The 16,935-nt window shown below is 46.7% G+C and carries 11 protein-coding genes, 1 tRNA gene, 3 rRNA genes and 1 pseudogene; 15 read left to right on the forward strand and 1 reads right to left on the reverse strand.

Features of this window, described 5'->3' with window-relative positions; all coding sequences use genetic code 11:
- Positions 1 to 137 precede the first annotated feature (137 nt).
- Complete coding sequence (locus V6669_RS00390) at positions 138 to 1,475, forward strand: TrkH family potassium uptake protein (protein ID WP_338589780.1); 1,338 nt, start codon at positions 138 to 140, stop codon at positions 1,473 to 1,475.
- An 85-nt stretch (positions 1,476 to 1,560) separates the two neighbouring features.
- Here the strand turns inward: V6669_RS00390 and V6669_RS00395 are convergent, their stop codons facing one another.
- Positions 1,561 to 2,151, reverse strand: coding sequence for a TetR/AcrR family transcriptional regulator (locus V6669_RS00395; protein ID WP_338589782.1), 591 nt, complete (start codon positions 2,149 to 2,151; stop codon positions 1,561 to 1,563).
- Positions 2,152 to 2,238: 87 nt separating this feature from the next.
- Between V6669_RS00395 and V6669_RS00400 the strand changes: the two genes are divergently transcribed.
- The 14 genes and pseudogenes from V6669_RS00400 to V6669_RS00465 all read left to right on the forward strand — a co-directional run bounded on the left by V6669_RS00400 (position 2,239) and on the right by V6669_RS00465 (position 16,810).
- Positions 2,239 to 2,790: a hypothetical protein gene (locus tag V6669_RS00400; protein WP_338589784.1), complete on the forward strand. Its 552-nt coding sequence runs from the start codon at positions 2,239 to 2,241 to the stop codon at positions 2,788 to 2,790.
- 436 nt (positions 2,791 to 3,226) lie between these two features.
- Positions 3,227 to 4,779 (forward strand): 16S ribosomal RNA (locus V6669_RS00405).
- A gap of 308 nt (positions 4,780 to 5,087) precedes the next feature.
- Positions 5,088 to 8,013: ribosomal RNA gene (locus V6669_RS00410) — 23S ribosomal RNA — on the forward strand.
- Positions 8,014 to 8,089: 76 nt separating this feature from the next.
- Positions 8,090 to 8,206, forward strand: a 5S ribosomal RNA gene (gene rrf, locus V6669_RS00415).
- The 16S, 23S and 5S rRNA genes sit together here, the layout of an rRNA operon.
- Before the next feature lie 367 nt (positions 8,207 to 8,573).
- Positions 8,574 to 10,031: an IMP dehydrogenase gene (gene guaB / locus V6669_RS00420; protein ID WP_289390816.1), complete on the forward strand. Its 1,458-nt coding sequence runs from the start codon at positions 8,574 to 8,576 to the stop codon at positions 10,029 to 10,031.
- 416 nt (positions 10,032 to 10,447) lie between these two features.
- Positions 10,448 to 11,836, forward strand: coding sequence for a D-alanyl-D-alanine carboxypeptidase family protein (locus tag V6669_RS00425; protein ID WP_338589788.1), 1,389 nt, complete (start codon positions 10,448 to 10,450; stop codon positions 11,834 to 11,836).
- Positions 11,837 to 12,011: 175 nt separating this feature from the next.
- Positions 12,012 to 12,122 (forward strand): annotated as a pseudogene (locus V6669_RS00430) (pyridoxal 5'-phosphate synthase lyase subunit PdxS); the annotation flags it as partial.
- Positions 12,123 to 12,140: 18 nt separating this feature from the next.
- Positions 12,141 to 12,731 carry a pyridoxal 5'-phosphate synthase glutaminase subunit PdxT gene (gene pdxT, locus V6669_RS00435; protein WP_338589790.1) on the forward strand — a complete coding sequence of 197 codons (591 nt, stop codon included), beginning with the start codon at positions 12,141 to 12,143 and terminating at the stop codon, positions 12,729 to 12,731.
- A gap of 272 nt (positions 12,732 to 13,003) precedes the next feature.
- Positions 13,004 to 14,287 carry a serine--tRNA ligase gene (serS, locus tag V6669_RS00440; protein WP_338589792.1) on the forward strand — a complete coding sequence of 428 codons (1,284 nt, stop codon included), beginning with the start codon at positions 13,004 to 13,006 and terminating at the stop codon, positions 14,285 to 14,287.
- A 194-nt stretch (positions 14,288 to 14,481) separates the two neighbouring features.
- Positions 14,482 to 14,570 (forward strand) — tRNA-Ser (locus V6669_RS00445).
- Between the two features lie 192 nt (positions 14,571 to 14,762).
- Positions 14,763 to 15,101, forward strand: coding sequence for a hypothetical protein (locus V6669_RS00450; protein WP_036607297.1), 339 nt, complete (start codon positions 14,763 to 14,765; stop codon positions 15,099 to 15,101).
- 29 nt (positions 15,102 to 15,130) lie between these two features.
- On the forward strand, positions 15,131 to 15,307 hold the full coding sequence (locus V6669_RS00455) for a hypothetical protein (protein WP_017691325.1): 177 nt from the start codon (positions 15,131 to 15,133) through the stop codon (positions 15,305 to 15,307).
- A 21-nt stretch (positions 15,308 to 15,328) separates the two neighbouring features.
- A complete protein-coding gene (locus V6669_RS00460) occupies positions 15,329 to 15,481 on the forward strand; it encodes a small acid-soluble spore protein P (protein WP_036607296.1) in 153 nt (50 codons plus the stop codon).
- Between the two features lie 234 nt (positions 15,482 to 15,715).
- Positions 15,716 to 16,810 (forward strand): hypothetical protein, encoded by a 1,095-nt coding sequence (locus V6669_RS00465; RefSeq protein ID WP_133387537.1) that lies wholly within the window; start codon positions 15,716 to 15,718, stop codon positions 16,808 to 16,810.
- The last annotated feature ends 125 nt before the right edge of the window (positions 16,811 to 16,935 follow it).

Genomic DNA, 16,935 nt, shown 5'->3' on the forward strand with positions numbered 1-16,935 from the left:
TCCTCTTTAGGTTTACATAGGCGCCAAAAATAAAGTTTGTCAGAACGCCCTGTTCACAGCAAGCCATTATGGTGGAACTGCGTCTTGGATTTCGGTTAGAATAACCTGTTCGTATTTTGTTAAAAGAGGTGCCCTTCATGAAGTTCAGGCTTCACTTTGCCAAATTCTTATCTCCCCCGTTAATTCTGGTCGGTGGTTTTCTACTTATCATTGCGATTGGAACGGTGCTTCTCATGTTGCCAATCTCCAACCAAAGTGGTATGCATTTGGCGTTTATTGACGCGCTCTTTACATCAACCTCTGCCGCATGTGTGACTGGATTGGTTGTTGTGGATGTAGGGACGACGTTTAATTTGTTTGGTCAGATCGTCATTATGGTATTGATGCAGCTTGGTGGGCTCGGCTTCATGACCATGGCTACCCTCTTTGCGCTTGTATTGGGCAAGCGAATCTCGCTCAAGGACAGGTTATTACTCAAAGAAGCCATTAATGCAGACAGTATGGAAGGGATTGTACGCATTATCCGCAAGGTGTTGATTTTCTCCTTTACGATTGAAGGGGTGGCTGCTGTCATACTGGCGCTGCGTTGGGCAACGGAGATGCCATTGGGGCAGGCGGTATACTATGGAGTATTTCATTCAGTTTCATTGTTTAATAATGGCGGATTTGATCTGTTCGGCAATAGCTTTCAATACTACACCGGAGACTGGATATTCAACCTGACTGCTTCCGTGCTCGTTATCTCTGGTGGACTAGGTTTTGTTGTGTTAAATGATCTGTTTGAGTATCGCAAACGCCGCCGTCTATCTCTTCAGTCCAAACTAGTGCTGTCTGTATCCGGAGCACTGATCGGTATAGGAGCGATTGTGTTGTTTGTTTTCGAATTCACCAATGGACATACACTGGCTTCACTCACCTGGAGCGAGAAAATTTATGCGTCCTTCTTCCAGTCTGTCTCTACACGCTCGTCGGGAACAAGTACAATCGATATCACGGAGATGAGGCAGGCTACCCAATTTTTCTTCATTCTGCTGATGTTCATCGGGGCTTCCCCGGGATCGACCGGGGGCGGGATCAAGACAACTACATTCCTGATTATGATTGGTGCAGTATATGCCATGATTCGGGGAAATAAGGATATCGTATTTTTCCGTCAACGTGTCCCGAAGGAGCTGCTTATGCGGGCGTTGACCATTATTATGGTTTCGCTGATCATATTCATGATCGTGGTGATGCTTCTGCTTACGACAGAGGATGCGCCATTCCTTTCACTAATGTTTGAAGCTGCATCCGCAATCGGTACCGTGGGTCTTTCTGTGGGAGTGACTGATGAGTTGACCAATTGGGGAAAAATCATTATTACCTTTACCATGTTTGTAGGTCGGATTGGGCCATTAACCATCGCGTATGCCCTTCGTCCGCGCAAAGAGAAGAAACTGTATCGTCATCCGGAAGGCCGGATCATTATCGGATAAAAAGAAAAACCGTCAGACATTCAGAACTAACTCCTGTTATCGTAGCAGGCCTTAGTCACAACGAATGTGCTGCGGTTTTTTTGGTTTAACGACACAAGGAAGCAAGATGCAAAGTGAGAACATCGTCCATGAGCTGGGCATTCATCTGATCCGGTCTAAGCACGGTATGTATGCCTAAGCCATCCACCAGTGCATACAATCTCTCAATCTCCAGTTCTCTGTCCAGATCAGGTCTGGAGAGGTCGAGCTTCATCAGGTAGGTGATAACAGAACCTACAGCGTGTCTGAGTTCATCATATACGGTATTAGCAAGTTCTTTGAGTGTAGGATCGGTATTCGATCTGGCTGTAAAAGCGTACCACACCTCCATTTCGGCCAGTTTTTCTTCCGTGTTTGGTAAGAATTCGAGCAATAGGCGTTTCATATTGTCCATGGGAGAGCCGGTAAAGGTCATTTTTTGGACTCGATGGGATACCCGTTCGGATACCAGATTCATGGCATATCGTAGTAGTTCCGACTGTGTAGAAAAGTAGTGACGCATCGAACCGACCGAAACTCCAGCTTCTTCAGCAATATTCCGAACAGAGGCCTGTTCCATGCCATCTCTTCGTATAATACGCCAAGCTGCCTCGGCTACGAGCACACGTTGTTTATCATGATCAACAATTTTAGGCATAGATGTATTATATCATTGTTGATTATTATAATACATACGTGCTAAATTATATTTAATACATTTGTATCAAAAAAAGGAGAGACTGAAATGATTGGTTATTTCATTATAGGTTGTGAGATTGCCTTTTGGGTATTTGTGTTTGCGGGTCTGAGCGTCAGGTATCTCCTTGGCATGAAGCGGTTAGGCATCGGTTTGTTAACGGTCACGCCGGTTATTGATCTGTTATTGCTGGTTGCTACAGTTATGGATCTACAGCGAGGAGCTACAGCAAGTATGATTCATGGTATAGCTGCGGTGTATATAGGAGTAAGCATTGCTTATGGTCATCAGATGATCGCTTGGGCGGATCGATATTTCCTATATTGGTTTAAGGGTGGAGAAAACCCTCGCAGCAGTAAGTTATATGGTAGAGAACATGCGAGTCGTGAGCGTAGTGGATGGTTTAGACATCTATTGGCTTGGGCTATAGGAAGTGCTTTTCTATTCGCCATGATATGGTTGATTGGAGATGCTGAACGTACAGCTGTCTTCAATAATCTGATCAAAGTGTGGGGAATGATACTCGGAATCGATTTTTTGATAAGCTTTAGTTACAGTTTATGGCCAAGAAAGGTTCCTGCTAGGAATGTTAAACATTAAAATGATAATGGGCGTGCGTATGAACTTGCTATGTTGGGAGATACCATATGTACGTCCGTATTAGATCAAACCGATTGTATATATAGTTTCAAAAAAAGACTTGCAATCAATATCTGTACATGGTATATTCTAATTCCGGCCAAGAAAACACGGTTTACACGGTGCGGCAAGCAAATGAAATAAGCTTCGAAAGAAACTTAAAAAAAGAGCTTGCAAAGTTGGTTCGGATGTGATAAGATATAAAAGTTGCTGAAGAGAACAACATTCGGTAACGGAACAAGTTTGATCTTTGAAAACTGAACAACGAGTGAGTAAACATTCTGCTTGCAGAATGAACGCGAAAGTTGAGACGGGCCTTGGCTTGGATCGACTGGAGCACAAATGAGATTTTTAATCTCGTCAGATTCAAAATGAGCTTATCGCTCTTTTCAATACTTTATTGGAGAGTTTGATCCTGGCTCAGGACGAACGCTGGCGGCATGCCTAATACATGCAAGTCGAGCGGACTTGATGAGAAGCTTGCTTCTCTGATGGTTAGCGGCGGACGGGTGAGTAACACGTAGGCAACCTGCCCTCAAGTTTGGGACAACTACCGGAAACGGTAGCTAATACCGAATAGTTGTTTTCTTCGCCTGAAGGAAACTGGAAAGACGGAGCAATCTGTCACTTGGGGATGGGCCTGCGGCGCATTAGCTAGTTGGTGGGGTAACGGCTCACCAAGGCGACGATGCGTAGCCGACCTGAGAGGGTGATCGGCCACACTGGGACTGAGACACGGCCCAGACTCCTACGGGAGGCAGCAGTAGGGAATCTTCCGCAATGGGCGAAAGCCTGACGGAGCAATGCCGCGTGAGTGATGAAGGTTTTCGGATCGTAAAGCTCTGTTGCCAGGGAAGAACGCTTGGGAGAGTAACTGCTCTCAAGGTGACGGTACCTGAGAAGAAAGCCCCGGCTAACTACGTGCCAGCAGCCGCGGTAATACGTAGGGGGCAAGCGTTGTCCGGAATTATTGGGCGTAAAGCGCGCGCAGGCGGTCATTTAAGTCTGGTGTTTAATCCCGGGGCTCAACCCCGGATCGCACTGGAAACTGGGTGACTTGAGTGCAGAAGAGGAGAGTGGAATTCCACGTGTAGCGGTGAAATGCGTAGATATGTGGAGGAACACCAGTGGCGAAGGCGACTCTCTGGGCTGTAACTGACGCTGAGGCGCGAAAGCGTGGGGAGCAAACAGGATTAGATACCCTGGTAGTCCACGCCGTAAACGATGAGTGCTAGGTGTTAGGGGTTTCGATACCCTTGGTGCCGAAGTTAACACATTAAGCACTCCGCCTGGGGAGTACGGTCGCAAGACTGAAACTCAAAGGAATTGACGGGGACCCGCACAAGCAGTGGAGTATGTGGTTTAATTCGAAGCAACGCGAAGAACCTTACCAGGTCTTGACATCTGAATGACCGGTGCAGAGATGTACCTTTTCTTCGGAACATTCAAGACAGGTGGTGCATGGTTGTCGTCAGCTCGTGTCGTGAGATGTTGGGTTAAGTCCCGCAACGAGCGCAACCCTTATATTTAGTTGCCAGCACTTCGGGTGGGCACTCTAGATAGACTGCCGGTGACAAACCGGAGGAAGGTGGGGATGACGTCAAATCATCATGCCCCTTATGACCTGGGCTACACACGTACTACAATGGCCGGTACAACGGGCTGCGAAATCGCGAGATGGAGCCAATCCCAACAAAGCCGGTCTCAGTTCGGATTGCAGGCTGCAACTCGCCTGCATGAAGTCGGAATTGCTAGTAATCGCGGATCAGCATGCCGCGGTGAATACGTTCCCGGGTCTTGTACACACCGCCCGTCACACCACGAGAGTTTATAACACCCGAAGTCGGTGGGGTAACCGCAAGGAGCCAGCCGCCGAAGGTGGGATAGATGATTGGGGTGAAGTCGTAACAAGGTAGCCGTATCGGAAGGTGCGGCTGGATCACCTCCTTTCTATGGAGAATCGTTTCCTGCAACGGAAACATTCAAATAAGCAGCTTAGCTGCACAAACTACTCACTCGTTGTTCGGTTTTGAGAGCTCAAACTCTCAAACAGCTTGCTTTTGCATGGAGCTTGTTCTTTGAAAACTAGATATCGAAACGAAACAAACGCGAATTAGAACATTCCTTTTTAGCTGAACTTGTGTTAAACAAGTTTCAATAAAAACGGTAGATTGCACGTACGATGGTATCGAATGGGAGCGACTTTTGGCTTTGCGCAAGCAAAACAAGGGAAGCGAGCAGTCGAAACCGGAGCACGAGGTTAAGCTACTAAGAGCACACGGAGGATGCCTAGGCGCTAGGAGCCGATGAAGGACGTGGCGAACAACGAAACTGCCTCGGGGAGCTGTAAGCAAGCTTTGATCCGGGGGTGTCCGAATGGGGAAACCCAGCTGGGGTAATTTCCAGTTACTCATAACTGAATACATAGGTTATGTAGAGGCATACCAGGGGAACTGAAACATCTAAGTACCCTGAGGAAGAGAAAACAATAGTGATTCCGTCAGTAGCGGCGAGCGAACGCGGAGAAGCCCAAACCAGAGAGCTTGCTCTTTGGGGTTGTGGGACGTCTCACATGGAGTTACAAAGGAACCGGTTAAGCGAAGAGGTCTGGAAAGGCCCGCCAAAGAAGGTAAAAGCCCTGTAGTTGAAAGTCTGTTCCCTCCGAGACGGATCCCGAGTAGTGCGGGGCACGTGAAACCCCGTATGAATCCGGCAGGACCATCTGCCAAGGCTAAATACTTCCTAGCGACCGATAGTGAAGCAGTACCGTGAGGGAAAGGTGAAAAGCACCCCGGAAGGGGAGTGAAATAGAACCTGAAACCGTGTGCTTACAAAAAGTCAGAGCCCGTTTTAGGGGTGATGGCGTGCCTTTTGTAGAATGAACCGGCGAGTTACGTTCCCGTGCAAGGTTAAGGTGAAGAGCCGGAGCCGCAGCGAAAGCGAGTCTGAATAGGGCGACTTAGTACGTGGACGTAGACCCGAAACCGGGTGATCTACCCCTGTCCAGGGTGAAGGTGCGGTAACACGCACTGGAGGCCCGAACCCACGCATGTTGAAAAATGCGGGGATGAGGTGGGGGTAGCGGAGAAATTCCAATCGAACTCGGAGATAGCTGGTTCTCCCCGAAATAGCTTTAGGGCTAGCCTCGGAAAACAGAGTCGTGGAGGTAGAGCACTGATTGGGTGCGGGGCCCGCAAGGGTTACCAAGCTCAGTCAAACTCCGAATGCCATAGACTTACTTCCGGGAGTCAGACAGTGAGTGCTAAGATCCATTGTCAAAAGGGAAACAGCCCAGACCATCAGCTAAGGTCCCCAAGTGTGTGTTAAGTGGGAAAGGATGTGGAGTTGCACAGACAACCAGGATGTTGGCTTAGAAGCAGCCACCATTGAAAGAGTGCGTAATAGCTCACTGGTCGAGTGACTCTGCGCCGAAAATGTAACGGGGCTAAACACACCACCGAAGCTATGGCTTGATGCTTTGCATCAGGGGTAGGGGAGCGTTGTATAAGGGTTGAAGGTGTACCGTAAGGAGCGCTGGACATTATACAAGTGAGAATGCCGGTATGAGTAACGAAAAGATCAGTGAGAATCTGATCCGCCGAAAGCCTAAGGGTTCCTGAGGAAGGCTCGTCCGCTCAGGGTAAGTCGGGACCTAAGGCGAGGCCGAAAGGCGTAGTCGAAGGACAACAGGTCGAAATTCCTGTACCACCGTAAGCCGTTATGAGCAATGGGGGGACGCAGTAGGGTAGTGACGCGGACTGATGGATGTCCGTCTAAGCAGTAAGGCTGATGTGTAGGCAAATCCGCACATTGTAAGGCTAAGCTGTGATGGGGAGCGAAAATTATAGTAGCGAAGGTCATGATCTCACACTGCCAAGAAAAGCCTCTAGCCAGGTGATGGTGCCCGTACCGCAAACCGACACAGGTAGGCGAGAAGAGTATTCTAAGGCGCGCGGAAGAACTCTCGTTAAGGAACTCGGCAAAATGACCCCGTAACTTCGGGAGAAGGGGTGCCCCGGTAGTGTGAATAGCACGAGGGGGCCGCAGTGAAAAGGCCCAAGCGACTGTTTAGCAAAAACACAGGTCTGTGCGAAGCCGTAAGGCGAAGTATACGGGCTGACGCCTGCCCGGTGCTGGAAGGTTAAGGGGAGTGGTTAGGAGCAATCCGAAGCTGTGAACCGAAGCCCCAGTAAACGGCGGCCGTAACTATAACGGTCCTAAGGTAGCGAAATTCCTTGTCAGGTAAATTCTGACCCGCACGAATGGCGTAACGACTTGGGCGCTGTCTCAACGAGAGATCCGGTGAAATTTTAATACCTGTGAAGATGCAGGTTACCCGCGACAAGACGGAAAGACCCCATGGAGCTTTACTGCAGCTTGATATTGAATTTGGGTACGATCTGTACAGGATAGGTGGGAGCCTTTGAAGCATGAGCGCCAGCTTGTGTGGAGGCAACGTTGGGATACCACCCTGATCGTATCTAGGTTCTAACCTGGTACCGTAATCCGGTGCGGGGACAGTGTCAGGTGGGCAGTTTGACTGGGGCGGTCGCCTCCTAAAGAGTAACGGAGGCGCCCAAAGGTTCCCTCAGAATGGTTGGAAATCATTCGAAGAGTGCAAAGGCATAAGGGAGCTTGACTGCGAGACCTACAAGTCGAGCAGGGACGAAAGTCGGGCTTAGTGATCCGGTGGTACCGCATGGAAGGGCCATCGCTCAACGGATAAAAGCTACCCTGGGGATAACAGGCTTATCTCCCCCAAGAGTCCACATCGACGGGGAGGTTTGGCACCTCGATGTCGGCTCATCGCATCCTGGGGCTGAAGTAGGTCCCAAGGGTTGGGCTGTTCGCCCATTAAAGCGGTACGCGAGCTGGGTTCAGAACGTCGTGAGACAGTTCGGTCCCTATCTGTCGTGGGCGTAGGAAATTTGAGAGGAGCTGTCCTTAGTACGAGAGGACCGGGATGGACGTACCGCTGGTGTACCAGTTGTTCCGCCAGGAGCACCGCTGGGTAGCTATGTACGGACGGGATAAACGCTGAAAGCATCTAAGCGTGAAGCCCCCCTCAAGATGAGATTTCCCAGTATGTAAGACCCCTTGAAGACGACGAGGTAGATAGGCTGGGGGTGGAAGTGCAGCAATGCATGGAGCTGACCAGTACTAATCGGTCGAGGGCTTATCCAATTAGCAAGTTGTAATTCGCATGTTTCGTTTCGAATCTAGTTTTCAGAGAACAACACTCTGAAATGTAAGCTACGCGTTTGGTGGCGATGGCGGAGGGGTTCCACACGTACCCATCCCGAACACGACCGTTAAGCCCTCTAGCGCCGATGGTACTTGGACCGCAGGGTCCTGGGAGAGTAGGACGCCGCCAAGCAAAGAACCACTGCCGATGTTATTCGGTGGTGGTTTTTATTATATAGTTTTATTATGCAGTATGGGATTAAAATACAGATTGAATTTGGTAATTTATCAGCACAATAGGTTGTATAAATGTAACGTTATTCGATACGAATTGACGTTTTTTTGTGTAATAACTAGACTTGTCCGCTCTGGAAAAACAGTTGTGTTCATCAGGCAATACACCTGATATAACCAAGTACTTTTCCTTGACAGTCTAAATATCGCTTTGCTAAGATGGCAATAATAAATTTTTCAGAAAACGTATTTTCGGCGTAAAATACAGCCTGGAATCTTCGGGTTTTGGACCGTAAAGCTGAGCAAACATAAGGAGGAACACTTGCGTGTGGGAAGATAAATTTGGTAAGGAAGGCCTCACCTTTGATGATGTATTGCTAGTGCCACGGAAATCCGAGACACTGCCTAAAGAAGTAGATGTATCTATTCGTTTGAGCGATAATGTAAAGCTAAATATTCCTTTGATTAGTGCGGGTATGGATACGGTAACTGAAGCGACATTGGCTATTGCCATTGCACGTGAAGGCGGTATCGGTATCATCCATAAAAATATGTCGGTTGAACAACAGGCAGAAGAAGTAGATCGTGTTAAACGTTCGGAGAGTGGTGTTATTACGAATCCATTCTCACTGACGGCAGATCATCTGGTGTCTGATGCGGAAGCAGTAATGGCGAAATATCGGATCTCCGGTGTACCTATTATTGAAGGAGATCAGAAGCTGGTTGGTATTTTGACTAACCGCGATTTGCGTTTTATCCATGATTACGGCATCAAGATTAGCGAAGTCATGACTCGTGAGAATCTGGTTACCGCTCCTGTAGGCACTACACTGCAAGAAGCTGAAGGTATCCTTCAGAAGCACAAGATTGAAAAACTTCCATTAGTTGATGAGACAAACACATTGAAAGGTCTTATCACGATTAAAGATATTGAGAAAGCCATTCAATTCCCTCATGCAGCCAAAGACGCTCAAGGACGTCTGTTGGTTGGTGCAGCGATTGGTATTTCCAAAGATACATTTGAACGTGCTGATGCTTTGGTACAAGCTGGTGTTGACCTGATTACGGTAGACTCGGCTCACGGACACCACATCAATATCATTGAAGCTGTACGTCAGCTTCGTGAACGTTTCCCTAGCCTGACCATCGTTGCAGGTAACGTTGCTACTGGCGCAGCCACTCGTGACCTGATCGAAGCAGGGGCTTCGGTAGTTAAAGTGGGTATTGGTCCAGGTTCGATTTGTACAACACGTGTTATCGCTGGTATTGGTGTACCTCAAGTAACTGCAGTGTACGATTGTGCAACAGTGGCACGCGAATATGGAGTTCCGATTATCGCGGACGGCGGAATTAAATATTCCGGTGAAATTACGAAGGCACTGGCTGCAGGCGCACACGCGGTGATGCTGGGAAGTTTGTTTGCAGGCACAGCTGAAAGCCCGGGGGAAACTGAAATCTTCCAAGGACGTAGCTACAAAGTATACCGCGGTATGGGTTCAATGGCCGCAATGAAACAAGGTAGTAAAGATCGTTACTTCCAAGATGATGACAAGAAACTGGTTCCGGAAGGAATTGAAGGTCGTGTTGCTTACAAAGGACCATTGTCTGATACGATTCACCAACTGATTGGTGGTCTGCGTTCGGGTATGGGATACTGTGGTACAAGTAACTTGGAGCAGCTTCGTAACGATACAGGCTTTATCCGAATTACAGGTGCGGGACTGCGCGAAAGTCATCCTCATGATGTACAGATTACCAAAGAAGCACCTAACTACTCGTTGTAATCTGAAGAGAGTTAATCATTTCCAGGACAGGCTCGGTGATTTTCACCGGGTCTGTCTTTTTTTGCTGATACCCCTGTGATAGAATAGAACAAGCGGTGACGATCCATGGATGGATTAAGGCGTTGCGGCGGCTATTTGACGTGAATCTATGAATATGGTTTTGAAAAGCAAATGCAGTTCCAGAAAAGGCTGCCAGTTAAACAGAAGCGCGGACGTCCTTTTACATAAGCATTTGTAAAATGCGGACTAAGTGACAATCGATAACGAACTTTAGGGGCAATAATATTGCTCGTTCGATACAGCGCATATAGCACACATCTCATACATCAAACACACAGGTTAGGGAACAAGAAAATCGCAGCATAAGCTGCACTGAAGCAATTCACAATGCTTTGGATCGAAGGGAGTATTCATCATTGAAAGCCAAACACATGAATAAAAAGAAACGCCAAATGCTCAAAAAGAGCGTAGCCTCGGTAATGCTAATTAACATGCTTTGTATGTCTGCAGTAATGCCGGTCATGGCTGCTGCGGATAACTCCGGTCAGGTTCTGACTGCTGCGGCAACAACAACGAAGACGGAGAAAGCCGTGCAGGTGCCTGGGGTAGACTCACTTGGGCTTGAAGTTAGATCTGCAGTGCTTATGGAAGCCTCAACGGGACAGATTCTACTAAATGTTGATGCGGATAAAGCGATGCCACCTGCAAGTATGACCAAAATGATGACAGAGTACATTGTCGCCGAACAAGTCAAACAAGGTAAATTCGGCTGGGACGATATTGTAACTGTTAAAAAGAATGCTGCACAAAGTATCGGGTCGCGAATTTTCCTCGCAGAAGGTGACCAGCACACAGTTAAGGATCTCTATATTGCTATGGCTGTTGGCTCTGCCAATGATGCTACGGTTGCTTTGGCTGAGTATGTTGCAGGTTCGGAAGAGGCTTTCGTGAAAATGATGAATGATGAAGCGAAGCGTATGGGCATGAAGGATACGTTCTTCATCAACTCTTCCGGTCTAGACCGAGCAGATATGCCTGCCGACTTCCGTCCAGCTGAAGACAAGGAAACAGTGATGTCCGCAATGGATGCTGCGATTCTGTGCAGATATATCATCATGGATCACCCGGACTACAAAGATTTTACAACCATTCAATCCTATAAGTTCCGTCCAAATGATAAAGCTCCAATTATCAATTACAACTGGATGCTGGAAGCGAATAAAAATATAACCAACTTCAAAAGCTATGCCTATGAAGGTCTGGATGGAATGAAAACAGGCCATACCACGAACGCAGGTAATAACTTTACAGGTACAGCGGAACGTAACGGTATGCGTCTAATTAGTGTCGTTATGGGCACAGATTCGGAATCCGCACGTTTCAGAGAAACTAAAAAGGTATTGGACTTTGGATTTAACAACTTTGAAGTGAAACAGGCTGTTGCAGGCAAGACCAAAGTGACGGGCTGGGAAGCTGTGCCTGTGAAAAAAGGTAAAGAAACAACCGTTCCTGTCGTAACAGATAATGCGGTAAGTTTCGTTGTACCCAAAGGTACCCAGAACCTGGATGTGACGTTCAAAGCCAACGTAACTGAGGCTGACAAGCTGGTAGCACCAATCAAGGCAGGTACAAAGGTTGGTACAGTAACATACACGTATAAAGCAGATGGAATTGAGCCACAGGAAAAAACAGTGAACTTGATCACTGCGGAAGAGGCTGAAAAAGGCGGATGGTTCCGTTTGTTCTTCCGTGCCGTGAAGGATTTCTTCGTGGATCTTTTTGACGGGATTAAAAACCTGTTTTAATCCATAGCAAACTTCATGGAAAGAGTATGATCATGAATTTGATGTTTATGTGGTCATATCATTGATAAAATACAAGTTATTCCGACCGGATGGATTGTATAATTACAATTTTTCCGGTAAAATATCAAGTTAGAATTCACGTATAATGAAGCAAAAAACTCCAATGTTTTTTAGAACGACACATACATTACGGGCCGAAGTGTCCAAGTATCTTGGAGCACCGATGAAGGGCATAGAGATATCCAAACTTGCACCTTCCGAGCGTATGCAAAATCGTGGCTGGTAAGAGAAGGGGAATGTGCAAATGAAGATCGGCGTTTTAGCACTTCAAGGGGCTGTCACAGAGCATATACGGAGTATTGAACGCGCTGGAGCAGAAGGTGTGGCTATCAAACAGGTTCAGCAATTGGACGATCTGGATGGTCTTATCCTTCCTGGCGGGGAAAGTACAACGATTGGCAAGCTGATGCGTAAGTATGGGTTTATGGATGCCATTCGCGCGTTTGCTGCTGAGGGCAAACCGGTATTTGGTACCTGTGCTGGATTAATCGTTATGGCTAAGCATATTACAGGACAGGCAGAAGCTCATTTGGAGCTAATGGATATGACTGTATCCCGAAATGCATTTGGACGGCAGAGAGAAAGTTTTGAAACAGACTTGCCTGTCAAAGGCATTGAGGAAACGGTGAGAGCTGTATTTATCCGGGCTCCCTTGATTGAGAGTGTGGGAGATCAGGTGGAGGTTCTCTCCACTTACAAGGATGAGATTGTAACAGCTCGGCAGGGACATTTGCTGGCTTGCTCGTATCATCCGGAGTTGACGGATGACTACCGTCTACATGCTTATTTTGTAGACATGGCCAAGTCCTACAAACATGCGGTAAATCCAAAATAATGTATGATGTACAACCTATGATCTCCCGGTCATCGGATCACTTCCCCAGCAGCCTTGTAAGGCCGCTGATTGGCAGTTGCATCTGAACGGATGCCTGATGTTGCCTGTATCTGCTTCATAGCGGGAATCGCAGCGGAGGGTCCACCGGGGACATAGGTTGTTTTTGTGGTTACAGATTCCGATAAGTATATAGTAAGGTATACACAGTAGAGTTTTGAGAATCGATTTAACATAAGGCTTCACTTCGTGGGGTTATTTAGGAGGGGTATATCGTGCTTGATGTGAAAATATTGCGGAATGAGTATGCACGTGTAGAAGAAGCATTGACTAAGCGTGGCAAATCGCTGGATCTTATCGCTGGATTTACCGAGATGGATGCCAAGCGTCGGGAATTGCTTCAAGAGAGTGAAACACTGAAGAGTCGTCGGAATACAGTCTCCGCGGAAGTTGCTAGACTGAAGAAGAATCGTGAGAATGCGGATGATCTGATTGTGGAGATGCGTGAAGTCTCTGATCGAATCAAAGCCATGGATGAAGAAGTTCGGGAACTGGAAGTGAAGATCAATGATCTCACAATGGCGATTCCGAACATTCCTAACGAAAGTGTACCTATTGGAGCTTCTGAAGACGACAATGTTGAGATTCGTCGTTGGGAAGAGCCGAAGTCATTTACTTTTACACCAAAAGCACACTGGGAAATTGCGCAGGATCTCGATATTCTTGATTTTGAAGCGGCTGCCAAAGTAACAGGTTCCCGTTTTACCTTTTATAAAGGTCTGGGTGCGCGTCTGGAACGTGCATTGATCAACTTCATGATGGATCTGCACAGCGATCAACATGGATATGAAGAGATTCTGCCTCCATACATCGTGAATCGGGACAGCTTGTTTGGAACAGGTCAACTGCCTAAGTTCGAAGAAGATCTGTTTAAGTTGAAAGATACTGAATATTATCTAATCCCTACTGCTGAAGTTCCGGTAACGAACTACCATCGCGAAGAGATTCTGAATGTAGATCAATTGCCTAAACACTTTGTGGCATACAGCTCTTGTTTCCGCTCTGAAGCCGGTTCGGCTGGACGGGATACACGCGGCTTGATTCGTCAGCATCAATTCAACAAAGTAGAGCTGCTCAAGCTCTCTACTCCAGAGACTTCGTATGAAGAGCTGGAGCAAATGACTCAAAATGCGGAGCGTGTGCTTCAATTGTTGGGCTTACCGTATCGCGTCCTGACTTTGTGCACGGCAGATATGGGTTTCACTTCAGCTAAAACGTATGATATTGAAGTATGGTTGCCTGAGAGCAATACCTATCGTGAGATTTCTTCATGCTCCAACTGTGAGGATTTCCAGGCACGTCGTGCCAATATCCGTTTCCGCAGAGAGCCAAAAGCCAAACCGGAATTTGTTCATACATTGAACGGGTCAGGATTGGCTGTTGGACGGACGGTAGCCGCTATCCTGGAGAACTATCAACAGGAAGATGGCACGGTTGTTATTCCTGAAGCATTGCGTCCTTATATGGGCGGCACCAGTGTGATTGCACGTCGCTCTTAAGAGTTAGTTAACCATCCTCATCAAGAGGAATACAAACTCAATCCGTCATTTTGGAATGGCGGATTGGAGTGTTTTGTAAAGCCGAGGCAGTTGTCTGACACGGGATTATCAATTTTGATATAAAAAAGGTTGCATTATAATGTCGAGATGTGGTATGATACTTTTCGTGGCAAGTTTATAAAAGTTAATTCCCTGGAGAGGTACCGAAGCGGTCATAACGGGGCGGTCTTGAAAACCGTTAGGGGGCAACTCCACGTGGGTTCGAATCCCACCCTCTCCGCCATACTACACTTATAACAAGGACTTGAGCGATCTCGCTCGGGTCCTTTTTTGCGTTGTGAGTTTGTTAAACGTAATGAGCATACAGGTTGGTGATCCATGTATACGTTGCACAGTACAACGTTATATTTTGAATAAGGTTAATATGTATAAAAACATCTTCATCGCCGCACTTTATAGGAGTGGAGGTGGTAAGATGAACCGCGAGTTAAACATCGATCAGACAGAGCTTGTAGGGGCTTGGCAAGAACGTTTGCCTCAAGTCCTGAATGTTGGAGACCAGGCTCAGGTAATGGCCGATGAAGCCGATCAGCAGGCGATTCGGATACACATTGCTACAGCAGGGCACGAGATGTATTCTTTTGATTTCAAATGCGCATATGTCGATTCGCGTGAAGTCAGCGTACAGCTGATTGATGTGGAACGGGATGGACGAACGACGGATGAGCGTACAGAACCGATTCAGGAACTGGCTCATGATTATACACGGCACATTCACGAATGCGCCCAGTCGTTACAATCCCAGACGAGATAATAGCCTGAAATCTGAAGGAGTGAACTCAATTGACTAAAGCCAAAGCGGGAGTTGACAAAAACCTGCAAAATGTAGTCGATGATCTGGAGCAACCTGCCGTAAACAGTCATCATGCCCAGCAAATTCAGCAAGATATTAATGATCGCCGTCATCAGGATGCACTGAATCATGACAAAACGGAAGATAGGGACCCATCCCATTCCTAACAATGATGAGGGGGCAATAATATGAGCAAACCAAAAACAATTCCCGTACCGGAAGCACAAGCATCCGAACAGCATCGTCATTCATCCAAACGCTCTTCCATGCAGGAGCCATTATCCGGTTCCAAAAAAGTAAAAAATCAAAATCATGTGGATCATTTGAATCCCCAAGGTTAATAGAAGAAACAGATTCACGCAAAAGTCCCTTGTTACCTAACAGGGGGCTTTTGCGTATTCATACATATATAAAGACAGGCACATGGTTATTCCCAAAGCTGACATAGGTCTTTGTAGCCATTTTAAAGAGGAAAGATCACATTTTTCCCAAATTAGGTTTCGGTATCTGGCGATATGGTATATCATTGATATTGAATTACTTTTTTTGGGGTTATCACGAGAGGAGAGAAACAAATGACTAAACGTATGGGGGCGCTTCTTCTTACGTTGCTGTTGACCGTATCTATGGCATTGACAGCATGTAGCAGCAAGCAGGAGCCAAAAGAGGCATTGAAGACGGCTGCGGCCAATGCTTCCAAATTGACTTCGTATGAAATGAGTTCCAACTTTACAATTAATGAATTGAGCTATAAACCTGGGGATGCTTCACAAACTGATCCTACTATGACTCAGTTTATGAGCATGCTGAAGGATGCTCAGTTGAATGTAACAGGTGTATACCAAAGCGAGCCAATGCAGACAGAGATGACTCTTGGCATCGAGCTTAAAGGCGATATGGGTATGACCTTCACCATTCCAATGGTGATGACAGCTGAGAAACTCTATGTGAAAGTGCCGAATATTCCGTTCTTCCCAATTCCGGAGAACGTTGTTGGCAAATTCCTGGAACTTGATCTGAAAGAACTGGCTGAGCAAGAGGGTACGGAATGGAACCCGGATGCTATGGACGCAGCCAAAACGCAAAAGCTGAGCAACGAAGTAATGGACGCAGTGCTGAGCGAGTACGATCAAGCTAAATTCTTCAAAAATCTAGACACCAAAGATGCACAACTTCCTGAAGGCGTAGATGCGAAGCAAGTTGTACAATTCTCGGTGAATAATGACAATGTTAAAGAAGCAGTTACTGTACTGGTAACAAAAGCTATGCCTAAAGTATTGGATATTCTGTCCAAAGAAGAATATCGTGAAATGCTGCAAATGGATCAGGCTGATATCGACAAAGCTAAAGAAGATCTGAAGATCACTGAAGCAGATCAGGCTGAAATGGCTAAAGACTTGGATAAATTGAAAGATGTTCTGACAATCAACCAATTCAACATTGATTTCGCATTGGACAAAAACGACTTCCCTGTATATCAAAAGATGGTCGCTGATGTGCTGATCAAGCCAGAAGGTACAAAAGACGAAGTGAAATTGGCATTTACCGGTTCCAATACGTACACCAAGATTAACGAAAAAGCAGCATTCAAAATCAATATCCCTACTGGCGATGACGTAATTACTATGCAAGAGTTCGAAGAACTGATGAACGCTTCATACGGATACTAAGCTCGTCGAGTCCAAATCAAACCGTTTGTTATTCAAGTGATGGATAATTTCCTTCCGCTTGGATACAGGCGGTTTTTTTGTTACACAGCGTATGAGGGGGATTCGCAAAATAATTGATCTTTGAT

This window comes from Paenibacillus sp. Y5S-9 (assembly GCF_036894235.1).
Classification (GTDB): Bacteria; Bacillota; Bacilli; order Paenibacillales; family Paenibacillaceae; genus Paenibacillus.